The 26,361-nt window shown below is 64.2% G+C and carries 30 protein-coding genes, 2 tRNA genes and 1 other RNA gene; 19 read left to right on the top strand and 14 right to left on the bottom strand.

Features of this window, described 5'->3' with window-relative positions:
- Positions 1-1,246: 1,246 nt before the first annotated feature.
- Positions 1,247-2,911, bottom strand: coding sequence for a site-specific integrase (locus tag EGY25_RS14020; protein WP_135195541.1), 1,665 nt, complete (start codon positions 2,909-2,911; stop codon positions 1,247-1,249).
- Positions 2,912-2,997: 86 nt separating this feature from the next.
- Positions 2,998-3,071 (bottom strand) — tRNA-Gln (locus tag EGY25_RS14015).
- Positions 3,072-3,272: 201 nt separating this feature from the next.
- On the opposite strand from EGY25_RS14015, the gene EGY25_RS14010 reads away from it, so the two are divergent.
- Positions 3,273-3,349, top strand: a tRNA-Pro gene (locus tag EGY25_RS14010).
- 39 nt (positions 3,350-3,388) lie between these two features.
- Here the strand turns inward: EGY25_RS14010 and ilvC are convergent.
- A complete protein-coding gene (gene ilvC / locus EGY25_RS14005) occupies positions 3,389-4,447 on the bottom strand; it encodes a ketol-acid reductoisomerase (RefSeq protein WP_135195540.1) in 1,059 nt (352 codons plus the stop codon).
- Between ilvC and EGY25_RS14000 the strand changes: the two genes are divergently transcribed.
- From EGY25_RS14000 to EGY25_RS13985, 4 genes are all read left to right on the top strand, one after another.
- On the top strand, positions 4,446-4,988 hold the full coding sequence (locus tag EGY25_RS14000) for a DUF924 family protein (protein WP_135195539.1): 543 nt from the start codon (positions 4,446-4,448) through the stop codon (positions 4,986-4,988). The genes ilvC and EGY25_RS14000 overlap by 2 nt on opposite strands.
- 731 nt (positions 4,989-5,719) lie before the next feature.
- A complete protein-coding gene (locus tag EGY25_RS13995; protein WP_135195659.1) occupies positions 5,720-6,577 on the top strand; it encodes a thymidylate synthase in 858 nt (285 codons plus the stop codon).
- The gene (locus EGY25_RS13990; RefSeq protein ID WP_135195538.1) at positions 6,544-7,074 is read left to right on the top strand and encodes a hypothetical protein; all 531 of its coding nucleotides are present in this window, start codon (positions 6,544-6,546) and stop codon (positions 7,072-7,074) included. Before EGY25_RS13995 ends, EGY25_RS13990 begins: the two co-directional genes overlap by 34 nt.
- Entirely contained in the window at positions 7,074-7,391 is a 318-nt protein-coding gene (locus EGY25_RS13985; protein ID WP_135195537.1) for a phosphoribosyl-ATP pyrophosphohydrolase, read from the top strand. Before EGY25_RS13990 ends, EGY25_RS13985 begins: the two co-directional genes overlap by 1 nt.
- On the opposite strand, the gene EGY25_RS13980 is transcribed toward EGY25_RS13985, so the two are convergent.
- Positions 7,388-7,975 carry a hypothetical protein gene (locus EGY25_RS13980; RefSeq protein WP_135195536.1) on the bottom strand — a complete coding sequence of 196 codons (588 nt, stop codon included), beginning with the start codon at positions 7,973-7,975 and terminating at the stop codon, positions 7,388-7,390. The genes EGY25_RS13985 and EGY25_RS13980 overlap by 4 nt on opposite strands.
- 57 nt (positions 7,976-8,032) lie before the next feature.
- Between EGY25_RS13980 and EGY25_RS13975 the strand changes: the two genes are divergently transcribed.
- Positions 8,033-8,560 (top strand): dihydrofolate reductase, encoded by a 528-nt coding sequence (locus tag EGY25_RS13975; protein WP_135195535.1) that lies wholly within the window; start codon positions 8,033-8,035, stop codon positions 8,558-8,560.
- Between the two features lie 9 nt (positions 8,561-8,569).
- Complete coding sequence (locus EGY25_RS13970; protein WP_135195534.1) at positions 8,570-8,890, top strand: YbjQ family protein; 321 nt, start codon at positions 8,570-8,572, stop codon at positions 8,888-8,890.
- 19 nt (positions 8,891-8,909) lie between these two features.
- Here EGY25_RS13970 and EGY25_RS13965 read toward each other — a convergent pair whose 3' ends face one another.
- Both EGY25_RS13965 and EGY25_RS13960 read right to left on the bottom strand, forming a co-directional pair.
- Complete coding sequence (locus tag EGY25_RS13965; protein ID WP_135195533.1) at positions 8,910-10,007, bottom strand: NADH:flavin oxidoreductase; 1,098 nt, start codon at positions 10,005-10,007, stop codon at positions 8,910-8,912.
- Positions 10,008-10,085: 78 nt separating this feature from the next.
- Positions 10,086-11,153, bottom strand: a complete 1,068-nt coding sequence (locus EGY25_RS13960) for an Mrp/NBP35 family ATP-binding protein (protein WP_135195532.1) — start codon at positions 11,151-11,153, stop codon at positions 10,086-10,088.
- Between the two features lie 74 nt (positions 11,154-11,227).
- Here EGY25_RS13960 and miaA point away from each other — a divergent pair, with 74 nt between their 5' ends.
- The 3 genes from miaA to EGY25_RS13945 all read left to right on the top strand — a co-directional run bounded on the left by miaA (position 11,228) and on the right by EGY25_RS13945 (position 13,057).
- The gene (gene miaA / locus EGY25_RS13955) at positions 11,228-12,100 is read left to right on the top strand and encodes a tRNA (adenosine(37)-N6)-dimethylallyltransferase MiaA (protein ID WP_280643956.1); all 873 of its coding nucleotides are present in this window, start codon (positions 11,228-11,230) and stop codon (positions 12,098-12,100) included.
- Positions 12,101-12,110: 10 nt separating this feature from the next.
- Positions 12,111-12,478: a transfer-messenger RNA gene (gene ssrA, locus EGY25_RS13950) on the top strand.
- A 105-nt stretch (positions 12,479-12,583) separates the two neighbouring features.
- Complete coding sequence (locus tag EGY25_RS13945; protein ID WP_135195530.1) at positions 12,584-13,057, top strand: SspB family protein; 474 nt, start codon at positions 12,584-12,586, stop codon at positions 13,055-13,057.
- A 6-nt stretch (positions 13,058-13,063) separates the two neighbouring features.
- On the opposite strand, the gene EGY25_RS13940 is transcribed toward EGY25_RS13945, so the two are convergent.
- On the bottom strand, positions 13,064-13,423 hold the full coding sequence (locus tag EGY25_RS13940; protein WP_135195529.1) for a RusA family crossover junction endodeoxyribonuclease: 360 nt from the start codon (positions 13,421-13,423) through the stop codon (positions 13,064-13,066).
- A gap of 107 nt (positions 13,424-13,530) precedes the next feature.
- Here EGY25_RS13940 and fumC point away from each other — a divergent pair, with 107 nt between their 5' ends.
- On the top strand, positions 13,531-14,922 hold the full coding sequence (gene fumC / locus EGY25_RS13935) for a class II fumarate hydratase (protein ID WP_135195528.1): 1,392 nt from the start codon (positions 13,531-13,533) through the stop codon (positions 14,920-14,922).
- 62 nt (positions 14,923-14,984) lie between these two features.
- On the opposite strand, the gene EGY25_RS13930 is transcribed toward fumC, so the two are convergent.
- The gene (locus EGY25_RS13930) at positions 14,985-15,371 is read right to left on the bottom strand and encodes a YccF domain-containing protein (protein WP_135195527.1); all 387 of its coding nucleotides are present in this window, start codon (positions 15,369-15,371) and stop codon (positions 14,985-14,987) included.
- Positions 15,372-15,472: 101 nt separating this feature from the next.
- Entirely contained in the window at positions 15,473-15,712 is a 240-nt protein-coding gene (locus tag EGY25_RS13925) for a DUF2171 domain-containing protein (protein WP_135195526.1), read from the bottom strand.
- Positions 15,713-15,863: 151 nt separating this feature from the next.
- Here EGY25_RS13925 and EGY25_RS13920 point away from each other — a divergent pair, with 151 nt between their 5' ends.
- A complete protein-coding gene (locus tag EGY25_RS13920) occupies positions 15,864-17,111 on the top strand; it encodes a patatin-like phospholipase family protein (protein ID WP_135195525.1) in 1,248 nt (415 codons plus the stop codon).
- Positions 17,112-17,113: 2 nt separating this feature from the next.
- Positions 17,114-17,302 carry a DUF4169 family protein gene (locus EGY25_RS13915; protein WP_135195524.1) on the top strand — a complete coding sequence of 63 codons (189 nt, stop codon included), beginning with the start codon at positions 17,114-17,116 and terminating at the stop codon, positions 17,300-17,302.
- Positions 17,303-17,306: 4 nt separating this feature from the next.
- On the opposite strand, the gene EGY25_RS13910 is transcribed toward EGY25_RS13915, so the two are convergent.
- Entirely contained in the window at positions 17,307-18,191 is an 885-nt protein-coding gene (locus EGY25_RS13910; protein WP_135195523.1) for a DMT family transporter, read from the bottom strand.
- 106 nt (positions 18,192-18,297) lie between these two features.
- Between EGY25_RS13910 and EGY25_RS13905 the strand changes: the two genes are divergently transcribed.
- From EGY25_RS13905 to EGY25_RS13885, 6 genes are all read left to right on the top strand, one after another.
- Complete coding sequence (locus tag EGY25_RS13905; protein WP_135195522.1) at positions 18,298-18,705, top strand: YbaY family lipoprotein; 408 nt, start codon at positions 18,298-18,300, stop codon at positions 18,703-18,705.
- Positions 18,702-18,926 carry a ribbon-helix-helix domain-containing protein gene (locus tag EGY25_RS13900; RefSeq protein WP_135195521.1) on the top strand — a complete coding sequence of 75 codons (225 nt, stop codon included), beginning with the start codon at positions 18,702-18,704 and terminating at the stop codon, positions 18,924-18,926. The genes EGY25_RS13905 and EGY25_RS13900 overlap by 4 nt, the downstream gene beginning before the upstream one ends.
- A gap of 24 nt (positions 18,927-18,950) precedes the next feature.
- On the top strand, positions 18,951-19,670 hold the full coding sequence (locus tag EGY25_RS13895) for an SIMPL domain-containing protein (protein WP_135195520.1): 720 nt from the start codon (positions 18,951-18,953) through the stop codon (positions 19,668-19,670).
- Positions 19,671-19,695: 25 nt separating this feature from the next.
- On the top strand, positions 19,696-19,845 hold the full coding sequence (locus tag EGY25_RS16590; protein ID WP_167762555.1) for a hypothetical protein: 150 nt from the start codon (positions 19,696-19,698) through the stop codon (positions 19,843-19,845).
- Between the two features lie 157 nt (positions 19,846-20,002).
- Positions 20,003-22,357, top strand: a complete 2,355-nt coding sequence (locus EGY25_RS13890; RefSeq protein ID WP_432417375.1) for an ATP-dependent helicase — start codon at positions 20,003-20,005, stop codon at positions 22,355-22,357.
- Between the two features lie 33 nt (positions 22,358-22,390).
- On the top strand, positions 22,391-22,573 hold the full coding sequence (locus EGY25_RS13885) for a DUF3606 domain-containing protein (protein ID WP_135195518.1): 183 nt from the start codon (positions 22,391-22,393) through the stop codon (positions 22,571-22,573).
- 13 nt (positions 22,574-22,586) lie between these two features.
- Here EGY25_RS13885 and EGY25_RS13880 read toward each other — a convergent pair whose 3' ends face one another.
- From EGY25_RS13880 to EGY25_RS13865, 4 genes are read right to left on the bottom strand one after another with little or no spacing between them, the layout of a single operon-like run.
- The gene (locus EGY25_RS13880; RefSeq protein ID WP_135195517.1) at positions 22,587-23,150 is read right to left on the bottom strand and encodes a hypothetical protein; all 564 of its coding nucleotides are present in this window, start codon (positions 23,148-23,150) and stop codon (positions 22,587-22,589) included.
- Between the two features lie 2 nt (positions 23,151-23,152).
- Positions 23,153-24,559, bottom strand: a complete 1,407-nt coding sequence (gene lpdA, locus EGY25_RS13875; protein WP_135195516.1) for a dihydrolipoyl dehydrogenase — start codon at positions 24,557-24,559, stop codon at positions 23,153-23,155.
- Between the two features lie 2 nt (positions 24,560-24,561).
- Positions 24,562-25,041 carry a glutathione peroxidase gene (locus tag EGY25_RS13870; RefSeq protein WP_135195515.1) on the bottom strand — a complete coding sequence of 160 codons (480 nt, stop codon included), beginning with the start codon at positions 25,039-25,041 and terminating at the stop codon, positions 24,562-24,564.
- A gap of 15 nt (positions 25,042-25,056) precedes the next feature.
- A complete protein-coding gene (locus EGY25_RS13865) occupies positions 25,057-26,358 on the bottom strand; it encodes a pyruvate dehydrogenase complex dihydrolipoamide acetyltransferase (protein ID WP_135195514.1) in 1,302 nt (433 codons plus the stop codon).
- Positions 26,359-26,361 lie beyond the last annotated feature (3 nt).

Below are 26,361 nucleotides of genomic sequence, written 5' to 3'. Positions count from 1 at the left end.
CGGCACCACTGAGCGGGTGTCAGGCTTAGATCCTACGATTGGATCACATAACGCCTGCAACGTCCTGAACGTGTCCCGAAGCCAGTCCTGTAGGTCTTTACTGCTTAGCTGCGTGTTTGGATTAGCGAGACGGGCGCTGGCCAGGACGATAGTTGCGTCCCATGCACGGTCTTCCGTGGCGGTCCAGACCGTTTCAGGCTGTACGTTAGCATTCTGCATTTCATTCTCCGATCCGCGCCGGAACGGCAGAACCCTCTGCCTCATCTCATCCGACCTAAATTCTTATTGCACTCTTAGAGTACTGACGTCGCGCGCCTCAACAGACACGATCACGCAAGCAGACAGTAAATAACGCATGACTTAGCGGTCAAGCAATGGGTTGTTTACGATTTCAACGCTCCCACCATCTTGCGCGGGGTCCAGTAGATTCGTCGTAAACTTCCCACTGAAACCAGTCAACAGTCATTTTGAGAACATTGAATTTCCCGTCAAGCAATAAGTCAGATAGCATTACAGCAATTCTTGCGGAGACGTAGACAAAGGCGTTATGTGTGCCTCCACTTCTTGCTCAGCCTTCCTGCGCTCAGCCTCATGCGGCCAAGCCGTCATGGTTCTCGGTCACGAACCCGGTGAGCGAGTCCGTGTCCACCAGCCTTTGGCAGTGAGTCGGCTTTGTGCTCATCTGGGATTGCAGACCTAGGAGGTCGAATTTTCCGTCTTGGATCCCTTTTCTCTGAGGTGATTACGTCACAAGAATTTGAGGATCTCCTGCCTGGAACGACGATTTGGACGGCGTGTGGTCGCGATTCCGTCCTGAGGGATGAGGCGATCCGGTAGGGCGAGAACCACAGCGAGGCGAGAAATGGAGGCCGTCCGCCGGGTCGTCGGTCAAATGGGCGCGCGAGCCGGTCGGCATGACGGGCTTCGTAGGCGAACGCCTTGAGATGGTCGGCATCATGCGACAACCCGGCTCCGGCAGCATGGCGGGCAGGCTAATCGTACGGGGACGCTGCCGCGGGCGCCGTCGTCGGCGCCGTAGGCGCCGCCCGGACCGCGCCCAGCAAACCCAGTCGTGACGGGACTGCAAATCGCCCGTTTTCACCGTTCTAGCCAACATCGGCTTGCAGGGACGGGTTAGGGAGCACTGCTGGCTGGCAAGGACCCACCTCGAACCGCAATCAAGGGGAGCATGCAGGCTCGGCGCGGCGTCGAAATCACCGCGCGCCGTACCCGCGACAGCGATGTGTCAGGGCCAGTGGATATTGATCTGATCGATAGCGATTTTCAGGGTCACGAGGTCCACCCCGGAGCCATAAGATCGCGCGACACTATTGCCTTGTTGATGGCCGGTCAGAAGATCATGGACCTCCTCTTTGACTGGGCTTTGGCGGGCAGCGCGTTTGAACGAGTGCCTGAACGAGTGAAAGGTCAGAGACGGGTCATCAATCCCCTCACCCGCCCTGTTGGCGTTGGACTGGCACCACAAGCCCCACCATTTGCTGAACTTCGAGCCCCGCTTGCCTTGGCCGTCCGTTGTCAAATCAGCGAAGACGTGCGTCTGGTTGTCGGCGCGGGCCATCATCCAGTCAGCAAAGCCCAGGTCGTACAGTCGCTTGTGGAGGGGAATGACGCGCCGGGCCGAGCCGTTTTTGACACCATCGTTTCCCTTGAGCGGTCGCTTGGTCAGATCAAACGCCAGTGCCTCGCCTTCGCTGATGATCTCGGACGTCTTGAGCGAAGCCAGCTCCTCAAGTCGCATCCCGGTGTGGAGGGCGACTATCGGCAACCAGTATTTCGCATCCTCGACCACTTGCTCGCCCGGTTGGTTACGATAGCCGGTGTGGGCCGAACCCGAGAAACCGGTGAACATCGGCCGAGTGAAGATGAAGTCGAGATCGACTTCCGAGTAAGGGTTGCGGTCGTTGGACTCCTCGCTCGAAGGTTTCTTCATCATGCCGGCCGCGGGGTTATGGGCCAGCAGCCGGCGCGATACCGCGAAGGCAAACATGGCCTTGTATACAACCGTCCAATTCCAGATCGTTTTGATATGGAGCCGGGCTTGATCCGTTCCCTCGTAGGCGGCGATCAGATCGGCGAATGGGAGACGTTCGTCTGACGGCTTCTTGGTCAGCGGGAACCGCTTCAACTCGATCAAGAAGCGGTCCAGATCGAGCGGCTGGATGGTGGCGATGTCCACGTCGCCAAGAAACTCGACGAGGCGGCGGATATAGCCGCTCTGGCGGGCCTCAAGCGGTTTCACGCCACCCCATGCATCTCGCAACTCCGACAGCTTCATCCCGGCCAACTTGACCGGGGAGGGCACCGCAGGGGCCGCAGTCGAGATCAGTGGCTCCTCCTCTTCCTCCGGCCAGCCAGTCAGGTCTGTCGGGAACCGGGCCGTGAAAGTCTCGACGTCATGCCATGCCATTCGTAACCGCTCGCGTTCGTCGGCCCGCTGGATGACCGGATGCAGGGGTGTGACGCCAAGAACGGCCGCCATGCGGGCGTCGAAGTCGGCGATCCTGTCGATCGTCGAGTGATGCTGGAGGGCATAGCGCAATTGCGAAACCGCGATGGGGTCGCGGGTGTCTCGGTGGCCGTTGTAGGCGTCGTGATAGGCGCGGTCGATCTCGCGAAACCGCCACTCCCGGATCAAGGCTTCGACCCTAGCCGGGCTAAGCCGGCGGTCTGCTGAAGGGGGTGCGACCAGGCCCCGTGCTTCAGCAATCTTGGCGTCAATCTCGGCCAGGATCGGCACCGCCCTTTCCTGCGCCTCGCGCTTGTTCGTGGTCTTGAGGGAGACAGTTTTGAACTCCCCATTGATGCCGAACGCGGCTCGACAGTCAGCCGGTATGCGCTTGCGGACCCTGTATGACTTTCCGACCCTGACTACGTTTTCCATTACCGCCATGTGTATCACCTATGTGCATCGGTGACATGGCCGTCAAACCCTTACAGAGCGGGAAATCGTTGCTGTGCTTGGGTTCGAAAAACGGATGGCTGGGGAACTAGGACTCGAACCTAGAATGACGGTACCAAAAACCGTAGTGTTACCATTACACCATTCCCCAGCAGGACCGGCGTTTCCGAAGCACTCTGTGCGGCGGAGGCGGTCAGATACGCCAAGCGGTTTTGGGATGCAACACCCTCTTTCAGGACTATTTTCACGCACCGCGAAGTTGGGGTGAAATGGACGCTTGCGGCCTCCCGAACCCATGGCTATAAGCCGCGTCCTCACTTCGGGGCGACGCCGCCAGGCCCGCCCCCACGGTCGGAGTGTGGCTCAGCCTGGTAGAGCACTGCGTTCGGGACGCAGGGGTCGGAGGTTCGAATCCTCTCACTCCGACCATCTTCTCTTTAGAGATATCGACGGCGCGACGGCGGGTTTTCACCCGCGGTCCATGCTGTTTTCAACATCGTCGTTCGCCGCCGTCTCCATCGCCTGACGCGCCACGGCGTTCAGATGCGCCCCCACCGATTCGATGGTCCGCAGCCCCAGCGCCTTGCGACGCGCCAGCAGATCCGGCGACCCGGCGTCGTAATCCGCCATCAGCCGGCGCACAAATTCTCCGCCCTGAACCTCGGCCAGCACCTCATCCATCGCAGCGCGGGACGCGGCGTTGATAATGCGCGGTCCGGTCAGATAGGCCCCGTATTCCGCCGTGTTGGAGATCTTGGCGAAGGCTCCGGCGATGCCCCGTTCGTACATCAGGTCGGTCACCAGCTTGGTCTCGTAGAAACATTCGAACCAGGCCACCTCGGGCGGATAACCAGCGTCCACCAACTTAATGAAGGCCCCGTCGATCAGTTCGGCGATCCCGCCGCACAGCACCACCTGCTCGCCGAACAGATCGCTCTCGCACTCGTCCCGCATCGTCGTTTCCAGAATGCCCTTGCGCCCGCACCCCAGCGCCGCCGCATAGGACAGGCCCAGGGCGTGCGCGCCGCCCGACGCGTCCTGATGCACCCCGAATAGGCAGAAGACCCCCTCCCCGGCCTCGTAAAGGTCGCGGATGCGTGGCCCGATGCCCTTGGGAGACGCCAGGATGACGTCCAGGTCGGCGCGGGGCTCCACCAGGCCGAACCGCACCGACAGGCCGTGGGCGAACACCAGGGCCGCGCCGGGCCGCACGTTCGGCTCCAGTTCGTCGCGCCACAGGTCGCGATGCGCCTCGTCCGAGGTCATGACCGCGATCACGTCGGCCCCGGCGGCGGCCTGCCCGGCCGTCATCACCGCGAACCCATCCGCCCGCGCCAGTTCACGGGTCTTCGAGCCCGCCTTCAGCCCCACGACGATGTCCGCCACCCCTGAATCGCGCAGGTTCAGCGTATGGGTCCGCCCCTGACTGCCGTAACCGATCATGGCCACGCGCTTGCCGCGAATGATCGAAAGGTCGCAGTCGCGGTCATGGAAGACGGGCAGCGGATTGGATAAGGTCTGGGTCATGACCGTCTTCATAACCCCTTCCTCCGTCGTCGCCTTCTGGAAAGAGGCCGGACCCGAAAAGTGGTTCGCCAAGGACGAGGCGTTCGACGCCGATTTGCGCGATCGTGGCCGCGCGGTTCACTGGACGGCGGCGCGCCGCGAACTGGACGACTGGATGGAGACGCCGGACGGGGCCCTGGCCCTGCTGATCCTGCTGGACCAATATCCCAGGAACAGCTTCCGCGGCACGGCGCATCAGTTCGCCACCGACCCGCTGGCCCTGATGTTCGCCAATCAGGCCGTGGCGCGCGACCTGCATCTTCAGGTCGAACCCGAGCTGAAGAACTTCCTCCTGCTGCCCTTCGAACACTCCGAACGGATCGAGGACCAGGACCGCTACATGGCCCTGATCGCCGGCGACGAAGAGCTGGAGAAATGGGGCAAGCTCCACCGCGACATCATCTTCCGCTTCGGTCGCTTCCCCCACCGCAACGCCGCCCTGGGCCGAGAAACGACGGCAGAAGAACAGGCCTTCCTCGACAAAGGCGGTTTCGGCGGCTGAAGCGCACCGTCTCCTCCCAAAGCCCCCCAGGCGCCTCTCCCTCCCCTTATGGGGAGGGACGATCGCGCAGCGATCCGGGTGGGGCCGTAAGGACAGGCGCAACGCTTCACACGTCCCCACCCCGGCTTCGCTCCGCTTCGCCGCCCCTCCCCATGAAGGGGAGGGAGAATGCGCCCAGCCATCACAATGACGCTGGTCCATTCGCAGTGATTTCAATCGCTTGCCGATTTATGTCGCCCTTCTTCCATCCCCCTTCCGAAACGCGCGTATTCTAGACCCGTCCCGTCGCATCGGAGGGCTCGCTTGGCCTGCGACCTTGCGGCGGCGGGAGCGGATGGAACGGGAGCGGGTCTGAAACGGCCCGCGCTGACATCGACTCATGGAGCGGTGTCGGAGGGTCGAGGGGGATACTCGGCCGCACTCGGGACAGCCCTCGCAGGGGCTGCCGACCCGTCGCAGGCTTATGGGGTTAGGCGATAAGACCGCCACCGCTCGACGCCCCGAGCTTGCAGGCCAACCTTCCGCGCGGAGCGTCAACCCTTCGTCGAAACGGTAACAACACAAACACACTCCGGGCGAAGGCCCGGCGCTCCGCCCAACCCTCCAATAACTTCGCTGCGAAAGCGCGAAGCCGATCACCCCTGTCCGAGCGAAACAATTCCTGTGGACGCCGCCGATTTGCCGCGACCCCGAATCGAATTCTGAGGCAACTTGAAACCATGACCGTTCAGATGATCCACGCCACGCTTCAGGCCGACGTGAAGGCCCGCATCGCCGCCGCGCCCGCCGATCATCCCGAGCGGCAGTATCTGAACCTGCTACGCGACATCCTGGACAATGGGGTGCGTCGCGACGACCGCACTGGTACGGGCACCCTGGGCGTCTTCGGCCGCCAGATGCGGTTCGACCTGTCCAAGGGCTTTCCCGTCCTGACGACCAAGAAGCTACATTTGCGCTCGATCATCGTCGAATTGCTGTGGTTTCTGCGGGGCGAGACAAACATCGCCTATCTGAAGGACAACGGCGTCCGCATCTGGGACGAATGGGCCGACGCCGACGGCGAGCTGGGTCCGGTCTATGGCAAGCAATGGCGCTCGTGGACCGCGCCGGACGGCCGCGTCATCGACCAGATCGAGAAACTGGTCCACGGCCTGAAGACCAATCCCAACAGCCGCCGCCACATCGTCACCGCCTGGAACCCCGCCGACGTCGACGACATGGCCCTGCCGCCCTGCCACTGCCTGTTCCAGTTCTTCGTCGCCGATGGAAAACTGAGTTGCCAGCTGTATCAGCGCAGCGCCGACGTCTTCCTGGGCGTGCCGTTCAACATCGCCTCCTACGCCCTGCTGACCATGATGTTGGCCCAGGTCGTGGGGTTGGAGCCGGGCGACTTCGTCCACACCTTCGGCGACGCCCACCTGTATCTGAACCACCTGGACCAAGCCGAGCTTCAGCTGACCCGCGAGCCCCTGCCCCTGCCGGTCATGCACATCGCCCCCAAGACCGACCTGTTCGCCTTCGACCTGTCCGATTTCACGCTTGAGAGTTACGAAGCGTGGCCGCACATCAAGGCGGCCGTGGCTATTTGAAACCCATCGAGTTTTCCAACACCAGCGCACTAGCCGACTGGTTGAGTCATGACTGCCTGCCAGAGGGCTACATCCTGCTGGATGGCTTTCCTGGGTCAGGGAAAAGCACTTTAGCCGCCAAGCTTGCGAAATCTATGCAGCAGCCTTGGTGCGAACTCGATGCGCTATTGAACGGAAGCCAGATTGTAACAAGCTATGTCGATTTGTTAACCGATGAAGACCTGCGCGATTTTATCGACACCAACCGCACGGCCATTCTGGACGGAGTTACAATATTAGATGTTGCCAAGAAATTCTCGCTTCCAGTAAAGGCGCACATCTACGTCAAACGTATAGATAAATACGGATTTTGGAGCGACGAAGACGAGATAAAATTTAGCAATCCAATCGATGCTATTATTTCACCGAGTGCGCTCAGATTATGCTTGAGGGAATACCACAAACGCAGCTTACCTCATGAAAAATGCGATGCATTGCTGACCTGGGGCGGCACCTGATGAACTTAAAAAACCTCACAGCCTCGGTCCTGCGCATCTCCGACATCTACGCGGCCGAACACAGGATCGACCGCGACCGGGATTGGGCGCTGCTGAAACTTCAGGAAGAGCTGGGCGAACTGACGGCCGAGCATCTGCGCCTGACCGGCCGCGCGCGGGGCACGCCCGACGCCCAAGCGCTGGGGGATGAGGCGGCGGACGTGCTGGGCATGCTGCTGATCTATTGCGCAGGGGCCGGGATCGACCTGGATCAGGCCATGCAGCGCAAATGGCTGAATTGGCTGGAGCCCCAAACGGAGGTCGCGACCGCAACCTAGACTTCAGGCGCGATCATGATCATCGGCTTCAGGCGCTGGACCAGAGCGTCGTCGCTCTGGATGCGTTCGACGACGATCCGGTTCTTCATCATGCCCATTTGCATCGTGGCGCGAAAAGCGATCACGTCGCCGGGCGCGGCGATGAAGCCCTCCAGCGTCGGCTTGTTCTGCTTGCCCGCCAGACCGCCGAACGCCATCGACAACTGGTGGCCGCCCGGCGAGACCGAAATGGCGGTGAAACGCGGGCTCTTCAGCTGGGCCACGAAACGATCGTCCACCGACAGGTCCATGCCCGCCGCCTTGCCCACGAAACCTTCGCGATAGACGATCAAAAGCGCCTGATCATGGAACTGGGGCCGGAATTCCAGCACGGCCTGCTTCTGCTCCGGCGTCGCGGCCTTGCCCAGCTTGGTCCCCGCCAGATTGGCCATGATGTAGGCCGTGAACACACCCAGGAAGGCCCCGACCATCATGGGCAGATAGCCGGCGTCCGCGCCCGCTGACGAAAAGAAGAAGGCCAAGCCCCCGCTGACAAGGACCGCGACCAGGAAACCGACGACGATGGCGGGGATGTACTTGCTCATGACAGGGCTCGCGTCCATGGGATGGGCCACTCCAACGCATCGATACGGTCAAGGTTCTTGCCCCAACCCATCATTTCTCTGGTCGTCGCCCGCGGAAGCAACGGCGTCATCGGCCGCGACGGCGACCTGCCCTGGCGGTTGCGATCGGACCTGCAACGCTTCAAGGCCATCACTGTGGGCAAGCCCTGCCTGATGGGCCGCAAGACCTGGGAGAGCCTGCCGCTCAAGCCCCTGCCCGGTCGGCTTAACATGGTGCTGACGCGGGACGAATCCTACGAAGCCGACGGCATGTCCAAGGGCGCCCTGGTCTGCGCCACCCTGGACGAAGCCATCGAGATCGGGCGCGAGACGGCCGAGGAGGACGGCGTGGACGAGATCTGCATCATCGGCGGCACGGCCCTGTTCGAGGCCGCCCTGCCCCGCGCCAGACGTCTCTATATCACCGAGGTCGAGGCTTCGCCCGACGGCGACGCGGTCTTCCCGGCGTTCGACGAAACGGCCTGGGTCGAGGTATCGTCGGAATCGCACCCGGCAGGCGAGAAGGACGATCACGCCTTTACCTTCCGCGTGCTGGAACGTCGCTAGGAGACATCGATGTACGTCACCACAACCAACGACCTGCCCGGCTTTCGCATCACCCGCCATATCGGCCTGGTGCGCGGCGTTACGGTGCGTTCGCGCAACGCCATCTCCGACGCCATCGGCGGGGTCCAATCGATGCTGGGCGGTCGGGTCGGCGCCTATGTGAAACTGGCCGAGGCCGGGCGTCAGGAAGCCTATGACGAACTGGTCAAACACGCGACCGAGCACGGCGCCAACGCCATTCTGGCTGTCCGCTATGACGCCACCGAGATCATGCCCGGCGTGACGGAGGTGCTATGCTATGGCACGGGCGTGATCGTCGAGCCGGCCTGAACCGACTCGACTGATTGGGTCAGGACAGGGTCATCAGGTCCGCGCGTTCGAAGTTGCGCAGTTCGTCCGAACGGCCGTCGCGGATCTTGTTGACCCATTGCGGATCGGCCAGCAGCGCGCGGCCCACGGCGACCAGATCGAACTCCTCGTTCTCCAGACGTCGCAGCAGACCGTCCAGCGATGCGGGCTTGGAACCCTCGCCGCCGAAGGCCGCGATGAATTCGCCGTCCAGACCGACCGAGCCGACCGTGATGGTCGGCTTGCCCATCAGCTTCTTGGTCCAGCCGGCGAAGTTCAGATCCGATCCCTCGAACTCTGGCTCCCAGAAACGGCGCTGCGAACAGTGGAAGACATCGACGCCGGCGTCCGACAGCGGCGTCAGCCATTCGACCATCTGTTCCGGCGTTTCGGCGATGCGGGCGGTGTAATCCTGAAGTTTCCACTGTGACAGGCGCAGGATGACGGGGATGTCGTCGCCGACGCCCTCGCGCACCGCCTTGACCACTTCCGCGCCGAAACGAGCGCGGTCGGCGATGGTCGGCCCACCCCAGCGGTCTTCGCGGGCGTTCAGCCCGCCCCAGAAGAACTGATCGATCAGATAGCCGTGGGCGCCGTGAATCTCGACGGCGTCAAAGCCGAGATCGCGTGCCGCACGGGCCGAGCGTCCGAAGGCGGCGATGGTGTCGGCGACGTCCTCTTCGGTCATCGGCTCGAACTTCGCCTTGCCCGGCGCGGTCATGCCCGACGGGCTGTCCACCTTGCCCAGCGGCGTCCAGTCATCGCCGCGCCCCCGCGCCGATCCCACGTGCCAGATCTGCGGGGCGATCAGACCGCCGGCGGCATGGACTTCCTCCACGACGGACTTCCACTCCGGCAGGGCCTCGCCGTGGAAAACCGGCACCGCGGCGTCGTTACGCGCGGCCGGCCGTTCGACGACCGTCCCCTCGGTAACGATCAGGCCCACCCCGCCCTCGGCGCGACGGCGATAGTAGGCGGCGACATCGGAGGTCGGGATGCCGTTCGGGGAGAACGACCGCGTCATGGGCGCCATGACGATGCGGTTGGGTAGAGTCAGCCCCTTGATGGTGAATGGGCTGAACAGGGCGTCGACGCTCATCGGATCTCCTTGGGTATCGGCAAGACCCAAGGTGGCGAATAGGGTTGCGTTTGAAAACCCCGCCCTCGCAGATATTTTCTAAAGGTCGAGAGCAGCCACGATACGGCCGGCAATGACAGCAAATCGTTCGGCGATGTCTCCCAACGGATCAACCGAAACCGGAGGACGGCCTGCGTCCCCGCCTTCGCGCAGCGCGGCATCCAGCGGCATATCGCCAAGGAAGGGAATCGATAGACGCTCCGCCTCGGCCTTGGCCCCGCCCTGACCGAACACCGAACCGCTCATGTTCTCGATCAGGCCCAGCGTCGGCACATTGACCCGCTGGAACAGCGTGTGCGCCCGGCGCGCATCGGCCAGGGCTACCTCCTGCGGCGTCGAGACGATGACGGCGCCGTCCAGCGGCGTCTTCTGGATCAGGGTCAACTGCACGTCGCCTGTGCCGGGCGGCAGATCGACCACCAGCACGTCCAGCGGCGCCTCTTCAGTCCCCCAGCGGGTCTGGGTCAGCATCTGGGTGATGGCTTGCGACGCCATCGGGCCGCGCCAGATCATGGCGTCGTCCATCTTGGTCAGCAGGCCGACCGACATGGCCTTCAGACCATGGGCGACGTGCGGGACGATGGCGCCGTCCTCATAGGCCGGCTGACCACTGATCCCCAGCATCGTCGGCAACGACGGACCATACACGTCGGCGTCCAGAATGCCGACTGACAACCCACGGGCCGCCAGCGCAGCCGCCAGGTTTAAGGCGACGGTCGACTTGCCCACGCCGCCCTTGCCGCTTGCGACGGCCAGGACACGGCGGACATGGGCAGGACGGTCAGTTGCGACCCGGGCCTTGGCCCGTCCCTGATCGACCGCCGCCTTGGACAGGCCCGCCGTGCGCGGCGCAGCGGCAGGCTTGGCCTCGGCGGTCAGGATGACGGAGACACGCGCCATTCCGGGCAACGCCTTCAGCGCCGCCTCCGCCGCATCGCGAACGGGCGCATAGGCGGCCGCCTGACTGCGATCGACCTCCAGCGCGAACCCGGCGCGGTCGTCAGCCACCACCAGCCCCTGAACCAGACCGGCGGCGACCAGACCCTGGCCGGAAACCGGATCGATGATGGCGTCCAGGGCGGCGATGACGGCGGTGCGTTCGACCAAGGCGGTCTCCAGAAGACTTGCAGGCGATGATGCGCGCGTTCTATCGCCGTCGGACCCATCCCGCGAGCCACGATTTGTCCCAGCCGCCCTCAATCACCCTGATCGCCGGCCCGACCGCATCGGGAAAGTCGGCGCTCGCGCTGAAGATGGCGCGTGAAACCGGCGCGGTGATCATCAATGCCGACAGCCAGCAGCTTTACGCCGACCTGCGCATCCTGACGGCGCGACCGTCCGCCGAGGACGAAGCTCTGGCCGATCATCGCCTTTACGGCGTCGCCGACGCGGCCGACGCCTGGTCGGTCGGGCGCTGGAGCCGCGCGGCTTTGGACATCCTCGATGAACTTCGCGCGGACGGGCGTTCGGCCATCCTCGTCGGAGGCACTGGGCTGTATTTCATGAGCCTCACGCGGGGCTTGGCGGACATTCCTCCCGTCCCGCTGGTGACGCGTGACGCAGTCGAGGCCGAATATGCAATCGAGGGCGAGACGGCGTTCCGTGCACGACTGGCCCAAGCCGATTCCGACGCTGCGCGCGCCATCGAAAGGGGCGACCGGCAAAGATTGGTGCGGGCCATGAGCGTCTTCGCCGCCAGCGGCCGATCGCTCAGCGACTGGAAGGCCGATACGAAACCCCTGCTGCCATACGGGTCTTGGATTGGACAGGTCGTCGAGCCTGACCGGCAGCGCCTCTATCAAAACTGTGACGCTCGCGTGGACCTGATGCTTGAACAGGGAGCTGTGGATGAGGTCGCCGCTTTGGCCGCGCGCGGTCTATCGGACAGCCTGCCCGCCATGAAAGCCGTCGGCGTGCGTGAACTGGCGGCCTATCTGACTGGAGAACTGACGCGAGACGACGCCGTATCCGCCCTGAAACAGGCCACGCGGAACTACGCCAAACGCCAGTTGACCTGGTTTCGTCAACAGACGCCGGACTGGCCGCGCGTCTGACTTGAAAGCGGCGCTTGGAATGCGTCCAGTCAGCGCCTATATTGGTCCTGTCCGGTTTCGGCCGGACTATAGCGATAAACGCGCTTGTAATAAGCGGACCGGACCCGGGTGCGATTCCCGGCGGCTCCACCAACTTTCTCCCCGCGTTATCGGCGGAGGCAGCATGGGGCCGACTAGCATCGACGGACGTGTAAAGAGGATTGCTTTCGCTCGTCCTGGCCCACCGTATCGGGCCATTTTCTAACTGCGAACGATAACTTCGCTGGAGAAGTCGCTCTCGCCGCGTAATGCGGTTCGGGTGATTTCGAATCTTAAGTCCTAGGGGTTCAGATCCTTGGGCGGGGCCTGTCGGGAGCCTGGCAACAGAATCCCGGCGCTTTTCCAAATCATCGGTATGGCGACAAATCGGTTCGCTTAACTCTCAAGGCATCTTTCGCCATCGCATCCGCACGTCTATCAGTCGCGCTCTATTGCGAGGTGACGATGAGCGACCAGGCCCCTCCGGTCGATGAGATGCATTACGAGCAGCTGGCGCAAGAGGCGCTGCGCGGCGTCATGCGCGCTGCGCTGGAACGGGTGCTGGCCGAAGGCCTGCCCGGTGCGCATCACTTCTACATCACCTTCAAGACGCGCGCCGTCGGCGTCAGCGTCGCGCCCGACATCCTGGCGAAATACCCGGAAGAGATGACGGTCGTTCTGCAGCACCAGTACGACGATCTGCGCGTCGAGCCCCAACGCTTCTCGGTCAAACTGCGTTTCGGCGGCATGCCCAAGAGCCTGGTCATCCCCTATTCGGCCGTCACGCGGTTCTACGATCCCAGTGTGCAGTTCCTGCTGCAGTTCGAGGATCCGCAGCTTCTGGAAGTGGTCGAGGAAGAGCCGATCCCGCCACAGGACACCGACCCATCCTCGGAAGGCCCCAAGGTCGTCTCGCTGGACCAGTTCCGCAAGAAATAACCGCCTTCAGTCCCGTCGCGGATAGGAGCGGATCGTAATCCGCTCCCGCTCGCCCTCGCGCCGTTCGACCACCAGTCGCGCGACCTGGGCGTCGTCGTGGAACAAATAGCCCTTGATGGAATCGAGCAGGGCCTTGGCCAGGTTGTCCAGATCCATCCACGGCGGCTCGCCGACATGCTCCATGCGGATCTCGACGACATGGTCGCCCCATGACGGCCGCGCCCCGCGCCATTCCTTACGCATGAACTCGTAGACCAGCGGCTTGTAATATTTGGCCTGCGTGGTTAGGCCGTCGATGACGATCTCGACCGCGTCGCCATCCTCGCGCGCCCGGACCTTGCCGGTCCCGATCCAGCCGGCGGTCATGCGACGCCTGCCGATCTGAGGATGTCTGCGCTCGTCTTGTCCTGCATGGCTCTCGTGCTACACCGCCGCGCAACCCATCGCCACGCCTGAGAGACGAGATTCCGCGCATGAGCAACGTCCGTACCGAAACCGATACCTTCGGCCCCATCGAAGTGGCCGCCGATCGCTACTGGGGCGCTCAGGCGCAGCGGTCGCTGGGCAATTTCAAGATCGGCTGGGAGAAGCAGCCTCTGCCGGTCGTGCGCGCCCTGGGCATCGTCAAGCGCGCCGCCGCCGAGACCAACCGCGACCTGGGCAAGCTGGATCCGGCCTTGGCCGACGCCATCGTCAAAGCCGCCAACGAGGTCATCGAAGGCAAGCTGAACGACCACTTCCCGCTGGTCGTCTGGCAGACGGGCTCCGGCACCCAGTCGAACATGAACGCCAATGAGGTGATCTCGAACCGCGCCATCGAGATCCTGGGCGGCGAGATGGGCTCCAAGAAGCCGGTCCACCCCAACGACCACGTCAACATGAGCCAGTCGTCTAACGACACCTATCCGACGGCCATGCACGTGGCCTGCGCAGAACAGGTGGTCAAAGACCTGATCCCGGCCCTGAAGCATCTGCACGCCGCCCTGGACGCCAAGGCCAAGGCCTGGGCCCACATCATCAAGATCGGCCGCACGCACACCCAGGACGCCACCCCCCTGACGCTGGGTCAGGAGTTCGGCGGCTATGCGCAACAGGTCGCCAACGGCATCGAGCGCATCGAACAGACCCTGCCCAAGCTGATGGAACTGGCCCAGGGCGGCACCGCCGTCGGCACCGGCCTGAACGCCCCCGTCGGTTTCGCGGAAAAGGTCGCAGCCCAGATCGCCGAGATCACCGGCCTGCCCTTCACCACGGCGCCGAACAAGTTCGAGGCCCTGGCCGCCCACGACGCGATGGTCTTCAGCCACGGCGCGATCAACACGGTCGCCGCCTCGCTGTTCAAGATCGCCAACGACATCCGCTTCTTGGGCTCCGGTCCGCGTTCAGGCCTGGGCGAACTGGCCCTGCCGGAAAACGAGCCGGGTTCTTCGATCATGCCGGGCAAGGTCAATCCGACCCAGTGCGAGGCCCTGACCCAGGTCTGCGTCCAAGTGTTCGGCAACAACGCCGCCATCACCTTCGCCGGCTCCCAGGGGCATTTCGAGCTGAACGTCTACAACCCCGTCATGGCCTACAATTTCCTGCAGTCGGTGCGTCTGGTCGCCGACGCGGCCATCAGCTTCACCGACAACTGCGTCGTCGGCATCGAGGCCCGCGAAGACAACATCGCCCGCGGCCTGAACAACTCGCTGATGCTGGTCACGGCCCTGAACGGCAAGCTGGGCTATGACCTGTGCGCCAAGATCGCCAAGACCGCACACAAGAACGGCACCACCCTGCGCGAGGAAGCCGTCGGCGGCGGCTATCTGACCGACGCCGAGTTCGACGAGGCGGTCCGTCCCGAGAAGATGATTTCGCCGGGCTGACGCCAGCCGACGCGAAAGGCTCGAACGCCGACGTCCCGCGACGTCGGCGTTTTTCGTTGGCGTCAGGCCTTGTCGCGAATTGTGCGACCCACCGGGGCCAGCGCCAGCTTGGCCAGTTCCAGATCCTTCAGGGCGAAGGGAATGCCGATGATGGAGACGAACTCGGCCACCGCGATGATCAGATGCGTCAGGGCGATGTACCAGCCGGCGACGACGAACCAGACGATGTTCAGCACGACGCCCAGGCAGCCTGCCACCGGATGCGCGTCCTGCCACACGACCTCACGGCCGAAAGGCCAGAAGGAATAGCTGGCGATGCGCCACGCCGCGAACGTCCACGGCAGACCGACGACAGTCAGCGCCAGAATAGCTCCACCGAACAACCACAGCAGGCCTGACAGCCAGCCGCCGAGCACGAACCACAGAATATTCAGGATCAGGCGGATCAAGGTCGAAGCTCCAGCGCCGCCTCATGCGACGCCTCCTAGATAGCGATAAGGCCCCGCTTGTGCAGCGGGGCCTTCGATGAATTCGCGTTAAGTCGCCGTGATCAGTGCGGCTTTTCCGTCCAGCGCGCCTTGGCGTCTTCCTGGGTCAGGTTCAGGTGGACGTGCTTGTCATCGACCTTCTCGACCCAGCTGACCGGGATTAGGTGGTGCTTGAAGCCGCCGGCGAAATCCAGCTTCGCCAGCTCGATCTGGTCGCCCAGGACGTGATCGACACGCCCCACATGGCCGCCGTCCGAGCCTACGACTTCGAGATGTTCCTTGATGAGCGAAACGTCGACCATGTCTGTCTCCAACAGTTCGGTTTGTCCTGCCGGTGAGAACACGCGGCGTCAGGGCGGGTTTCAAACGGCGACGCTTGTTCTGTGATGTGGTGACAGGGGACGGCCCGAAGCGGTAGAAAGCATTTCTCGACATAGGGCTGGAAGCAAACGCATGCGGCGGATCGGATCGGGCCTGTTCGGCATCGTCATGGCCTTGGCGCTGACCGCGTGCGGCACCCTGGATCGGCCGACCGGCCCGCTCAGGATCACCGATGGCACGCTGATCAAGGCCGAGGATCCCCGCATTCGCGCCAACGATAGCGCGAGGCTGCAGGCCTTCACCCGTGAAATCGGCGAACGATTGCGGCCCGATCATCCGACATCGATCCTGGCCCTGTCAGGCGGCGGGGCCAACGGCGCCTATGGAGCCGGGCTGCTGGTCGGTTGGACCCAACAGGGCGACCGTCCGGTGTTCGACGTCGTCACGGGGGTCAGCACCGGCGCCCTTGCGGCTCCCTTCGCCTTCCTGGGCTCGGAATGGGATGACGAGCTTCAGCACGCCTACACCAGCGGCGGGGCGAACAATCTGCTGAGCTGGCGCAGTTTCGCCGCCTTCCTGAACCCCAGCCTGTTCTCGTCGCAGGCTCTGCGAAACCTGGTGGACGAGAACGTCACGCCCGAACTGATGCAGGCTGTCGCACGCGAAAACGCCAAGGGCCGTCGCCTGCTGGTCGCCACGACAGATCTGGACAGTGAGCAGACCGTCATCTGGGACATGGGCCTGCTGGCGACCCAGGGCGACGAGAACGCCCGCGAACTGTTCAAGGAGGTGCTGGTCGCCTCCGCCAGCATTCCGGGCGTCTTCCCGCCCGTGCTGATCGCGGGTCTTCAGGACGACGACAAGGTCGTGCTGGAAATGCACGTTGACGGCGGGGTCAACACGCCCTTCCTCGCCATACCGGAAGACCTGATGCTCTGGAGCCGGCCCGAGGACGAGGGGCGTGTCGGCGCCCTCTATGTCATCGTCAACGGTCAGGTCGGTCGCAACGACGGCGTCACGCCCGGCCGCCTGTCCGGCATCCTGGCGCGGACCTATGACAGCATGAGCAAGTCGTCGCTGCGCATCCATCTGGCGGTGACAGCGGCTTTCGCGCGGCGCAACGGCCTGGACATGGCCCTGTCGGCCATTCCCGACAATGTCGCCGCCTCAAGCCTCAAGTTCGACCAGGAGACCATGACCGCCATGTTCGAACTGGGTCGCAAGCGCGGGCTCGGCCCCGACGCCTGGACCCGGCTGGGCGAGCGTCCGGCGAACCAGCCCTTTATCCCCCAGACGACCATCTCGGAGTCGCAGGTGCCTGCGGTGCTGGCGCCGCCGCCCACGCCCGCAGAAGCGCCGGCAGAGCCGCCGAAGACCTGATCATGGGCGAGATCGTCAATTTGAACCGGGCGCGAAAGACGCGCGCCAAGGCAGAGGACAAAGCCCAAGCCGCCGCCAATCGCGTGGTCCACGGTCGAACCAAGGCCGACAAGGCGCTGACCGCTCTGGAACGTCATCGGGCAGACAAACTTCTGGACGGTCAGAAGCGCGATCCGAAGTCGGACGACTGACGGCTCAGGTCTTGGGCGCGCGGATCAGCATCACCTGCCCCGCCAGCACCAGCGCCAGTCCGATCAGGGCGCTCCACCCGAAGCGAGCGCCCTCGAAGATCACCGACACCAGCATGGCGATGGGCGGCGTCAGCGCCGAGATATAGCTGGCCAGGGCATAGCCGCGCTGACGTGCGATGGAGAAATACAGGCCGAACGCGACCACCGACCCAAACAGCGACAGATAGAGCAGCGACAGAACATAGTGCGGCGTCGGCTCGATCCGCCACGTTACGCCGGTCGCCAGGCCATACAGCGCCAGCATCGCCGTGCCATAGGCCATGGCCCAGGACGTGGCGGCCATCACCGGCGCGCCGGCCTGCTGTCCCTTCCAGGCGAACCAGTTGCCGAACGCCGACGCCAGGACGGCGGTCAGGGCGAAGACGACCCCCAGCCCCGGATTGAGGCCTGCGCCGGCCGCCGTGATCTGTCCGAACGACAGCACGCCCACGCCCAGGACGCCCAGGACCGCGCCGATCCACGCGGCGGGCGCCGCCTTCTGTCCGCCCATCAGCCGGAACAGGATCAGGTTCACGAAGGCCAGGGCGGCGAAGATCACCGCGACCACGGCCGACGCGACCTGCCCCTCGGCCGCATAGACGAAGCCATAGCTGACCGCGAAGACGAAGGCGCCCTGCCCGATAGCCGCCAGATGCTGGGGCCGGGTCAGGCGCAAAGGCCGTCGCGTCACGGCGCAGAAGGCGAACAGCACCGCCGACGCCAGACCGAACCGCCAGACGATGGAAACGATCGAATCGACCGGCCCCAGTTGAAGGGTGATCGCATACCAGGTCGTGCCCCATATCAGGGCGCAGATGGCGATGGCGGCGATGACGAAGGGGCGGCTCAAGGTCGATCTCCGGCGGCGGACAGTTCGCTTATCATCGCAAAGCCGGCGGCGCCGCTCACGTCTTGCGCCGGAGTGTGACACACTGAGAACGACAAAGGAGATCGTCATGCGAAACGCCCCCCTGATCCTGCCCGCCGCCCTGGTTCTGGCCGCCTGCGCGACCGCACCGGAAATGACGACGGGAACGACCGTCGTGAACGTGACCGCCAGCTATCGCGAGCGCATCATGCTGCCGCCCGGCCATGTCCTGACGGTCAGGGTCGAGGATGTCAGTCTGGCCGATGCCCCGGCCCAGGTGCTGGCCGAGGCCAGCGAGCCGCTGACCGGTGGACCACCCTATCGCGTCACCCTGGGCTTCCCGACGTCTCAGATCGATCCGCGCCACACCTATGCCGCCCGCGCCGAAATCCGCGACGCTGCCGGCGCCCTGGTCTTCGTCACAGACACCCGTCACGCGATCCTGACCCACGACGCACCGGCCTCGGCCGAGATCGTGTTGAAGTCCGCGCGTTGAGCAGCCTGAGCAAACGCTCGGTCGCCCTGGCGGGCCATGCCACCTCAGTCGCGCTGGAGCCCGAGTTCTGGGCCGTGCTGGACCGGATCGCCGCCGCACGTGAACTCAGCAAGGCTCAGCTTCTGGCCGAGATCGACGCCAATCGCGGCCGCCGCCCCCTCGCCTCCGCCTGTCGTCTGCTGGCCCTGGACTGGGTGGCGGACCATGGACGACAGGCGTAGCGTCAGCCGAATGGAGACCGCGTCATGACCGACAATCGTCTGATCCCCGCCGCCGTGATGGGCGGCCTTCTGGCCCTCGGCTTCATCGGGGCCGGCGCCCTGATCGGTCAGGGCGTCATCCATGCGCGTGCAGGCGACCGCACGGTGACGGTGCGCGGCCTTTCCGAACGCAATGTGAAGGCCGACCTCGCCGTCCTGCCGCTGCGCTTCACCGCATCGGGCGATGTTCTGTCGGAAGTGCAGACCAAGATCGACGGCGACCTTGCGCTTGTACGGCGCTTCCTGGCCGCCCAGGGCTATCCTGCCGAGACCATCGAACTGGGCCGGCTGGAGGTCGCGGACACACGGTCGCGCGAATACGCCGCACAGAATGGCGGTCCCCGCTTCATCCTGGCCCAGACGGTGATCGTGCGAACCAACGATGTGGCGCGGGTTCAGGCCACGACGCGGCTGTTGAACGACCTCGTCCGTCAGGACGTGGTGTTGCAGGACTTCCAGGGACCGTCCTACATCTTCACCAAGCTGAACGATGTCCGCCCGCAGATGATCGCCGAAGGCACGGCGGCGGCGCGCACCGGCGCGGAACAGTTCGCCAAGGACAGCGGCACGCCGCTGGGCCCGATCCGTCAGGCCACCCAGGGCTCGTTCGAGATTCTGCCGCGCGATGGCGCAGGCGGCGACGAGGCCGCCTCAATCGACAAAAAGGTCCGCGTCGTCACGACCATCACCTATAGTCTGAAGTAGTCTCGCGAGATCCCGCGTCGGCGGATTGCGGCTGCCCGATGAATTCGACGTCGGCATGCGGGTCCTGGCCCATTTCGACCAAGGCGACCCAAACCGCCATGATCACGAACATCCCGGCCATGCCAAGAACGAAGGCCAGCCACCCGGCTTTCTTGCCCTGCCGTTTGCGGTCTGACGCCGCCTTCCTCGTGTCAGTGTTTCGCTGCATCGCACCTAGGAACCTGCCGTCGCCCTGCCGGTTCCGAGGTTTCATTGTGGCGTCGGCCCTGACATTGCCGCGCGGTCCCCTTATGTTCCGGTTTCGAATCTGACTGACGGATGTTTCTGCGCCTGTGACCGATCTCCCCGCCCCCCGCATTTCCGACCTGGCGCGAGCCCGCGCTCCCGAGGGTGAGGCGTCGCGCGACTATCTGAAGGGGCTGAACCCCGAACAGCGTGAAGCGGTGGAGACGACCGAAGGGCCGGTTCTGGTCCTCGCCGGCGCCGGCACCGGCAAGACGCGGGTTCTGACCACACGGCTGGCGCACATCCTGGCGACCGGCCGGGCCAAGCCCTGGGAACTGCTGACCGTCACCTTCACCAACAAGGCCGCGCGCGAAATGCGCGAGCGGATCACCCATTTGATCGGTCCGTCGGCCGAGGGGCTGCGCTGGTTGGGCACCTTCCACTCGGTCGCCGCCCAGATCCTGCGTCGGCATGCCGAACTGGTCGGGCTGAAATCCAGCTTCACCATCCTGGACACCGACGACCAGGAACGGGTGCTGAAGCAGTTGCTGGAAGCCGCCAATATCGACACCAAGCGCTGGACGCCCAAGTCGCTGTCCGGCCTGATCGACCACTGGAAGAACCGCGGCTGGACCCCCGAGAAACTGCCGCCCGGCGAAGACTTCGCCAACGGCAAGGGCCAGGGCCTGTACGCCGCATATCAGGCGCGGTTGCGCAGCCTGAACGCCTGCGACTTCGGCGACCTGCTGCTGCACAACATCACTATCTTGTCCAAACACGCTGATCTGGCGGACGAATATCGTCGGCGATTCCGCTACATCCTGGTCGACGAGTACCAGGACACCAACGTCGCCCAATATCTATGGCTGCGGCTGCTGACGGCCTCGACCGGCAATGTCTGCTGCGTCGGCGACGACGACCAGTCGATCTACGGCTGGCGCGGGGCCGAGGTGGACAATATCCTGCGCTTCGAGCGCGACTTCCCCGGCGCCAAGATCGTCAAGCTGGAACGGAACTATCGCTCGACCAGCCACATCCTGGGCGCGGCTTCGGGCCTGATCGCCGCCAACCGAGATCGCCTAGGCAAGACCCTGTGGACCGAGGACGACAGCGGCGACAAGGTGCGGGTGCGCGGTGTCTGGGACGGCGAGGCCGAGGCCCGCCTGATCGCCGACGAGATCGAGACCGCACGCCGCCCCCACGCGGGCGAGCCGGGTTTGAAATACAAGGACATGGCCATCCTGGTCCGCGCCTCGTTCCAGATGCGGGCGTTCGAAGAGCGGCTGGTCATGCTGGCCATCCCCTACGCCGTCATCGGCGGCCCGCGCTTCTTCGAACGGGCCGAGATCCGCGACGCCCACGCCTATATGCGGCTGATCCAGTCCGAGGACGACGATCTGGCCTTCGAGCGCATCGTCAATGTGCCCAAGCGCGGCATCGGCGACACCAGCGTGCAGAAGGTTCTGCAACTTGCCCGCCAGCACGGCCTGTCGGCCCTGACGGCTGTGCGGGGCCTGATCAACACCGACGAGCTTCAGGCTCGCACCCGCACCGCCCTGTCCAACTTCGTGCGCGATGTGGATCGCTGGCGCGCCCTGTCCGAGACCACGCCCCACTGGCAGGTCATGGAGACGGTGCTGGAGGAGAGCGGCTACACCGATATGCAGAAGGCCGACCGGACCAGCGGCCAGACCCGGTTGGACAACCTGAAGGAACTGACCCAGTCGATGCAGCAGTTCGAGACGCTGCAGGCCTATCTGGAGCACGTCTCCCTGGTCATGGACCTGGAACGCGCCAACAGCGACGATCCGAACGGCGACGGGGCGGTTCAGATCATGACGCTTCACGGCGCCAAGGGGCTGGAGTTCCCGCTGGTCTTCCTGCCCGGCTGGGAGGAAGGCGTCTTTCCCAGCCAGCGCAGCATCGACGAAAAGGGCGAAAAGGGCCTCGAAGAGGAACGCCGCCTGGCCTATGTCGGCGTCACCCGCGCCAAGCAGGACGCGCGCATATCCTTCGCCGCCAACCGCCTGGTCTACGGCCGTTGGACCTCGCAACTGCCCAGCCGCTTCGTCGACGAACTGCCCATCGCCCACGTCGACCCGCAATCCGACACCGGCTACTACGGCGCCTCGGCCGGTATGAAAGAGGCCAAGAGCCGCTGGGACGACGCGCCCTCCTTCGGCAGCGGCTATTCCTCACCCGGCTGGAAACGCGCCCAATCCTTCACCGCCGCCCAGACGCCGAACAAGCTCCCTGCCCGCAAGGCCGTGATCGAGGGCGACGGCCGTCTGATCGCCACCGCCGATCCCAAGTCCAGCTCCGGCTGGAAAAAGGGCGAACGCGTCTTCCACCAGAAGTTCGGCTACGGCAACGTCCGCATCATCGAGGGCAACAAACTGCTGGTCGATTTCGAAAAGGCCGGCGAGAAGCGCGTGATCGACAGCTTCGTCGAGAAGGCCTAACCCGACGATCTATCGCAACAGACGGAGCCGACCATGGCAGGCCTCAAGGACAAGCGCGGCTTCATCGACAAGGAACGCATCGACCTGTCTGAGCGGCAGTCGGTCGAATATTTCATGAAACGCTGGGGCGTGACCCGCGACCAGATCACCGCCGCCCACCGCAAGGTCGGCCGCATGACCAAGGACATCGCGGCGGAGTTGGGCAAGAAGCGCTGAGGATGGCCCGCACCTATTCAGCGTCCCAAGCTATCCATGGCCGATTGAGCGGCATGGGTAGATCCATAAGATCGACCTCAGATGCTTTTGCTCGAAATGCTTGAGGTGGATCGTCCAGCGCGTTTCGGTGCCACGTCACTTGCGATGATATCCACGTGACGTAATGGCTGAGATTCTTCATGCCTTCCTGCCATCTGCTCAGGTCCGCTAGGGTCAGTTCTCCTCGATCGATCTCAAGGCCATTCTTAGCACGTCTTGCGTAGGTGAACGCACGTGGCGGATCGCCAGGAATGACGCAGGTCACGCGGTGCACGAACTGATTTCGATACTCGCGAAGAATCGAGAACGCCTTCGTGGCCTGATCGACATGAGAAACGAGTGGCTCATCAACCCGGTCGCGCGCTAGCGATCGGAGAGACTCGCATACGCTCTCGGAGCCCACACGCACCGAAATCACCGCTATCGCGTACGGGTCCGAAGACAGAGCCCCCAACAACTCGATGAAATCCGATTCCAAGCTGTTCCAGACAGCGATCGCCACAGCGATCTCCGAATACATCTCGGTGACTTCGGTCATTATCAGATGTGGATCACACGCCCATAGGCGTCCAGCGCGGCCTCGTGCATGGCTTCCGACATGGTCGGGTGCGGATAGACGATGCCGTGGATGTCTTCTTCCGTCGCCTCCATGGTGATGGCGGTGACATAGCCCTGGATCATCTCGGTCACTTCGTGGCCGATCATATGGGCGCCGATCAGGGCGCCGGTCTTGGCGTCGAAGATCACCTTGACGAAGCCGTCGGTGTCGCCCGAGGCGATGGCCTTGCCGTTCACGCGGAACGGGAAGCGGCCGATCTTGACCTCGCGCTTCTCGGCGCGGGCGGCCTGTTCGGTGACGCCGACGGAGGCGACCTGCGGCTGGGCGTAGGTGCAGCCGGCGATGGGCGAATGGACGTTGGGCGTCTTGAAGCCGGCGATATGTTCGGCGGCGTGAATGCCTTCGTGCGAGGCCTTGTGCGCCAGCCAGGGTGCGCCGGCGCAGTCACCGATGGCGTACAGGCCCTTGACGTTGGTCTGGCAGTGGCCGTCGATCTTGACGTGGCCGCGGTCCATTTCCAGACCCAGCGCCTCCAGGCCGATGCCGTCGGTGTTGGCGGTGATGCCGACGGCCGAGATGCAGACCTCGGCCTCCAGGGTCTCGGCCTTGCCGCCGATCTCGACGGCGACCTTCACGCCCTTGGCGTCCTTGCTCACCTTGGTGACCTTGGCGCCCAGCTTGAACTTCACGCCGCGCTTTTCGAACGACTTCTGGGCGGCCTTGGAGACCTCCTCGTCCTCGACCGGCATGACGCGGTCCACGGCCTCGACCACGGTCACGTCGCAGCCTAGGGCGCGATAGAAGCTGCCGAACTCGATGCCGATGGCGCCCGAGCCGATCACGACGATCGACTTGGGCAGGAACTTCGGCGCCATGGCCTCGCGATAGGCCCAGATCCGGTCACCGTCGGCTTCCAGACCGATCTGCGGCAGAGCGCGGGCGCGGGCGCCGACGGCCAGCATGACCGACTTGGCCTCCAGAGTGCGCGAGCCGCCCCCCTTCAGATCGACGACGACCTTGGGCGCGGCGGCGCCTTTCTCCAGCTTGGCGGAGCCCTCGATCACCTCGATCTTGTTCTTCTTCATCAGGAAGCCGACGCCCTGATTTAGCTGTTTGGCGACGCCGCGCGAGCGCTGGATGATGGCGTCGAAGTCGAACGACGCGTCCGAGGCGGACAGGCCGTATTCCTTCAGATGGCTCAGGCTTTCGAACTTCTCGCCCGACTTCAGCAGGGCCTTGGTCGGGATACAGCCCCAGTTCAGGCAGATGCCGCCCAGATTTTCGCGCTCGATGATCGCGACCTTGAGGCCCAGTTGGCTGGCGCGGATGGCCGCGACGTAACCGCCGGGGCCCGAGCCGATGACGACGAGATCGAATTCAGCAGCCATGATCAGATCAACTTCTCGATGTCGGCCTTGATGGCCTCGGGTTCTGTTTGCGGGGCGTAGCGGGCGACCACCCTGCCCTCGCGGTCGGTCAGGAACTTGGTGAAGTTCCACTTGATGGCCTTGGAGCCGAGGAAGCCCCGCTTCTGTTCGGTCAGCCAGGCATAGAGCGGATGCCGGTTCGGCCCGTTGACCTCCACCTTGTCGAACAGGGGAAAGGTCACGTCGAAACTGGTGGCGCAGAAGGCGGCGATCTCCGCCGCCCTGCCGGGCTCCTGCTCGCCGAACTGGTTGCAGGGAAAGCCCAGCACCTCGAACGGCCGATCGGCGAACGTCCGGTGGAGTTTCTCCAGCCCGTCATATTGACCGGTGAAACCGCACTTGGACGCCGTATTGACGATCAACAGCGCCTGACCGCGAAAACGGTCCAGCGAAACCTCCGTGCCGTCGATGGCGCGGGCGGAGAAGTCATAGACCGAGGTCATGACCTCACCCTCCCCTTACGCCAGCATCGCGACGGGATCTTCGATCAGCGGCTTGAACGCCTGCAGGAAGCGGGCGCCGGTCGCGCCGTCCACCACGCGGTGATCGCAAGTCAGGGTGACGGTCATGACGGTGGCCGCAACGACCTGGCCGTTCTTGACGACCGCGCGCTGCTCGCCCGCCCCCACGCTCATGATGCAGCCTTGCGGCTCGTTGATGATCGAGGTGAACTGTTTGATCCCGAACATGCCCAAGTTGGACACCGAGAAGGTGCCGCCCTGGAACTCTTCAGGCTTCAGCTTGCGTTCGCGGGCGCGCTTGGCCAGGTCCTTGGACTCGGTCGCGATCTGCGCCAGCCCCTTGGTTTCGGCCTTCTTGATGATCGGGGTGATCAGGCCGCCGTCGATCGCCACGGCCATCGAGACGTCGGCGTTGTGGTGCATGGCGATGCCTTCGGGCGTGTAGGAGGCGTTCGCCTCCGGCACCATCTTCAAGGCCAGGGCCGCAGCCTTGATGACGAAATCGTTGACCGACACCTTGATGCCCTGCGGCTCCAGCATCTTGTTCACCTTCGCGCGGACGGCCATCAGCTGGTCGATCTCGCAGTCGATGAACAGCGGGAAGTGCGGCACGTTCTGGATGCTGTCGACCATGCGACGCGCCACGGCCTTCTTCATCCCGTCGAGCGGGATCAGGTCGTAGCTGCCGTCCGGGATCCCCATCTGGGCCAGCGACTGAGCCTTGCGCGGTTCAATGCCCGAGGTCCCGGCGGCGGCGGTCGCCGTCGAGGCGGCCGATTGAGCGGCGCCCTTCGGCGCGCCCTCCACGTCACGCTTGACGATGCGGCCGTGCGGGCCGGTGCCCTTGATCGACTTCAGATCAACGCCGTTCTGGGCGGCGATGCGACGCGCCAAGGGCGAAGAGAAGATGCGCTCGCCGTTTTCCGACTTCGGCGCAGCGGGCGCCGGAGCGGCGGCAGCAGCAGCCTTGGGCGCCTCAGCGACGGGAGCGGCTTCGGCCTTCTGCGCCTCCTCGGCCTTGGCGGCGGGCTTTTCCGCGGCCTTGGGCGCGGCGGCAGCGCCCTCGTCTTTCAAACGAGCGATGGGCGTATTGACCTTCACGCCTTCCGTGCCTTCGGCGACCAGGATATCGGTGATCTCGCCCTCATCGACGGCCTCGACCTCCATCGTGGCCTTGTCCGTCTCGATCTCGGCGATCACGTCGCCGGCCGAGACGACGTCTCCGACCTTGACGTGCCACTTGGCCATAACGCCCTCTTCCATGGTGGGAGACAGGGCGGGCATTAGGATATCGGTCATGCC

The sequence above is a fragment of the Brevundimonas intermedia genome (genome assembly GCF_004614235.1).
In the GTDB taxonomy this organism is placed as follows: domain Bacteria; phylum Pseudomonadota; class Alphaproteobacteria; order Caulobacterales; family Caulobacteraceae; genus Brevundimonas; species Brevundimonas intermedia_A.
The sequence above is the reverse complement of the archived record's forward strand: the minus strand, read 5'-3'. Positions and strand labels throughout refer to the sequence as shown.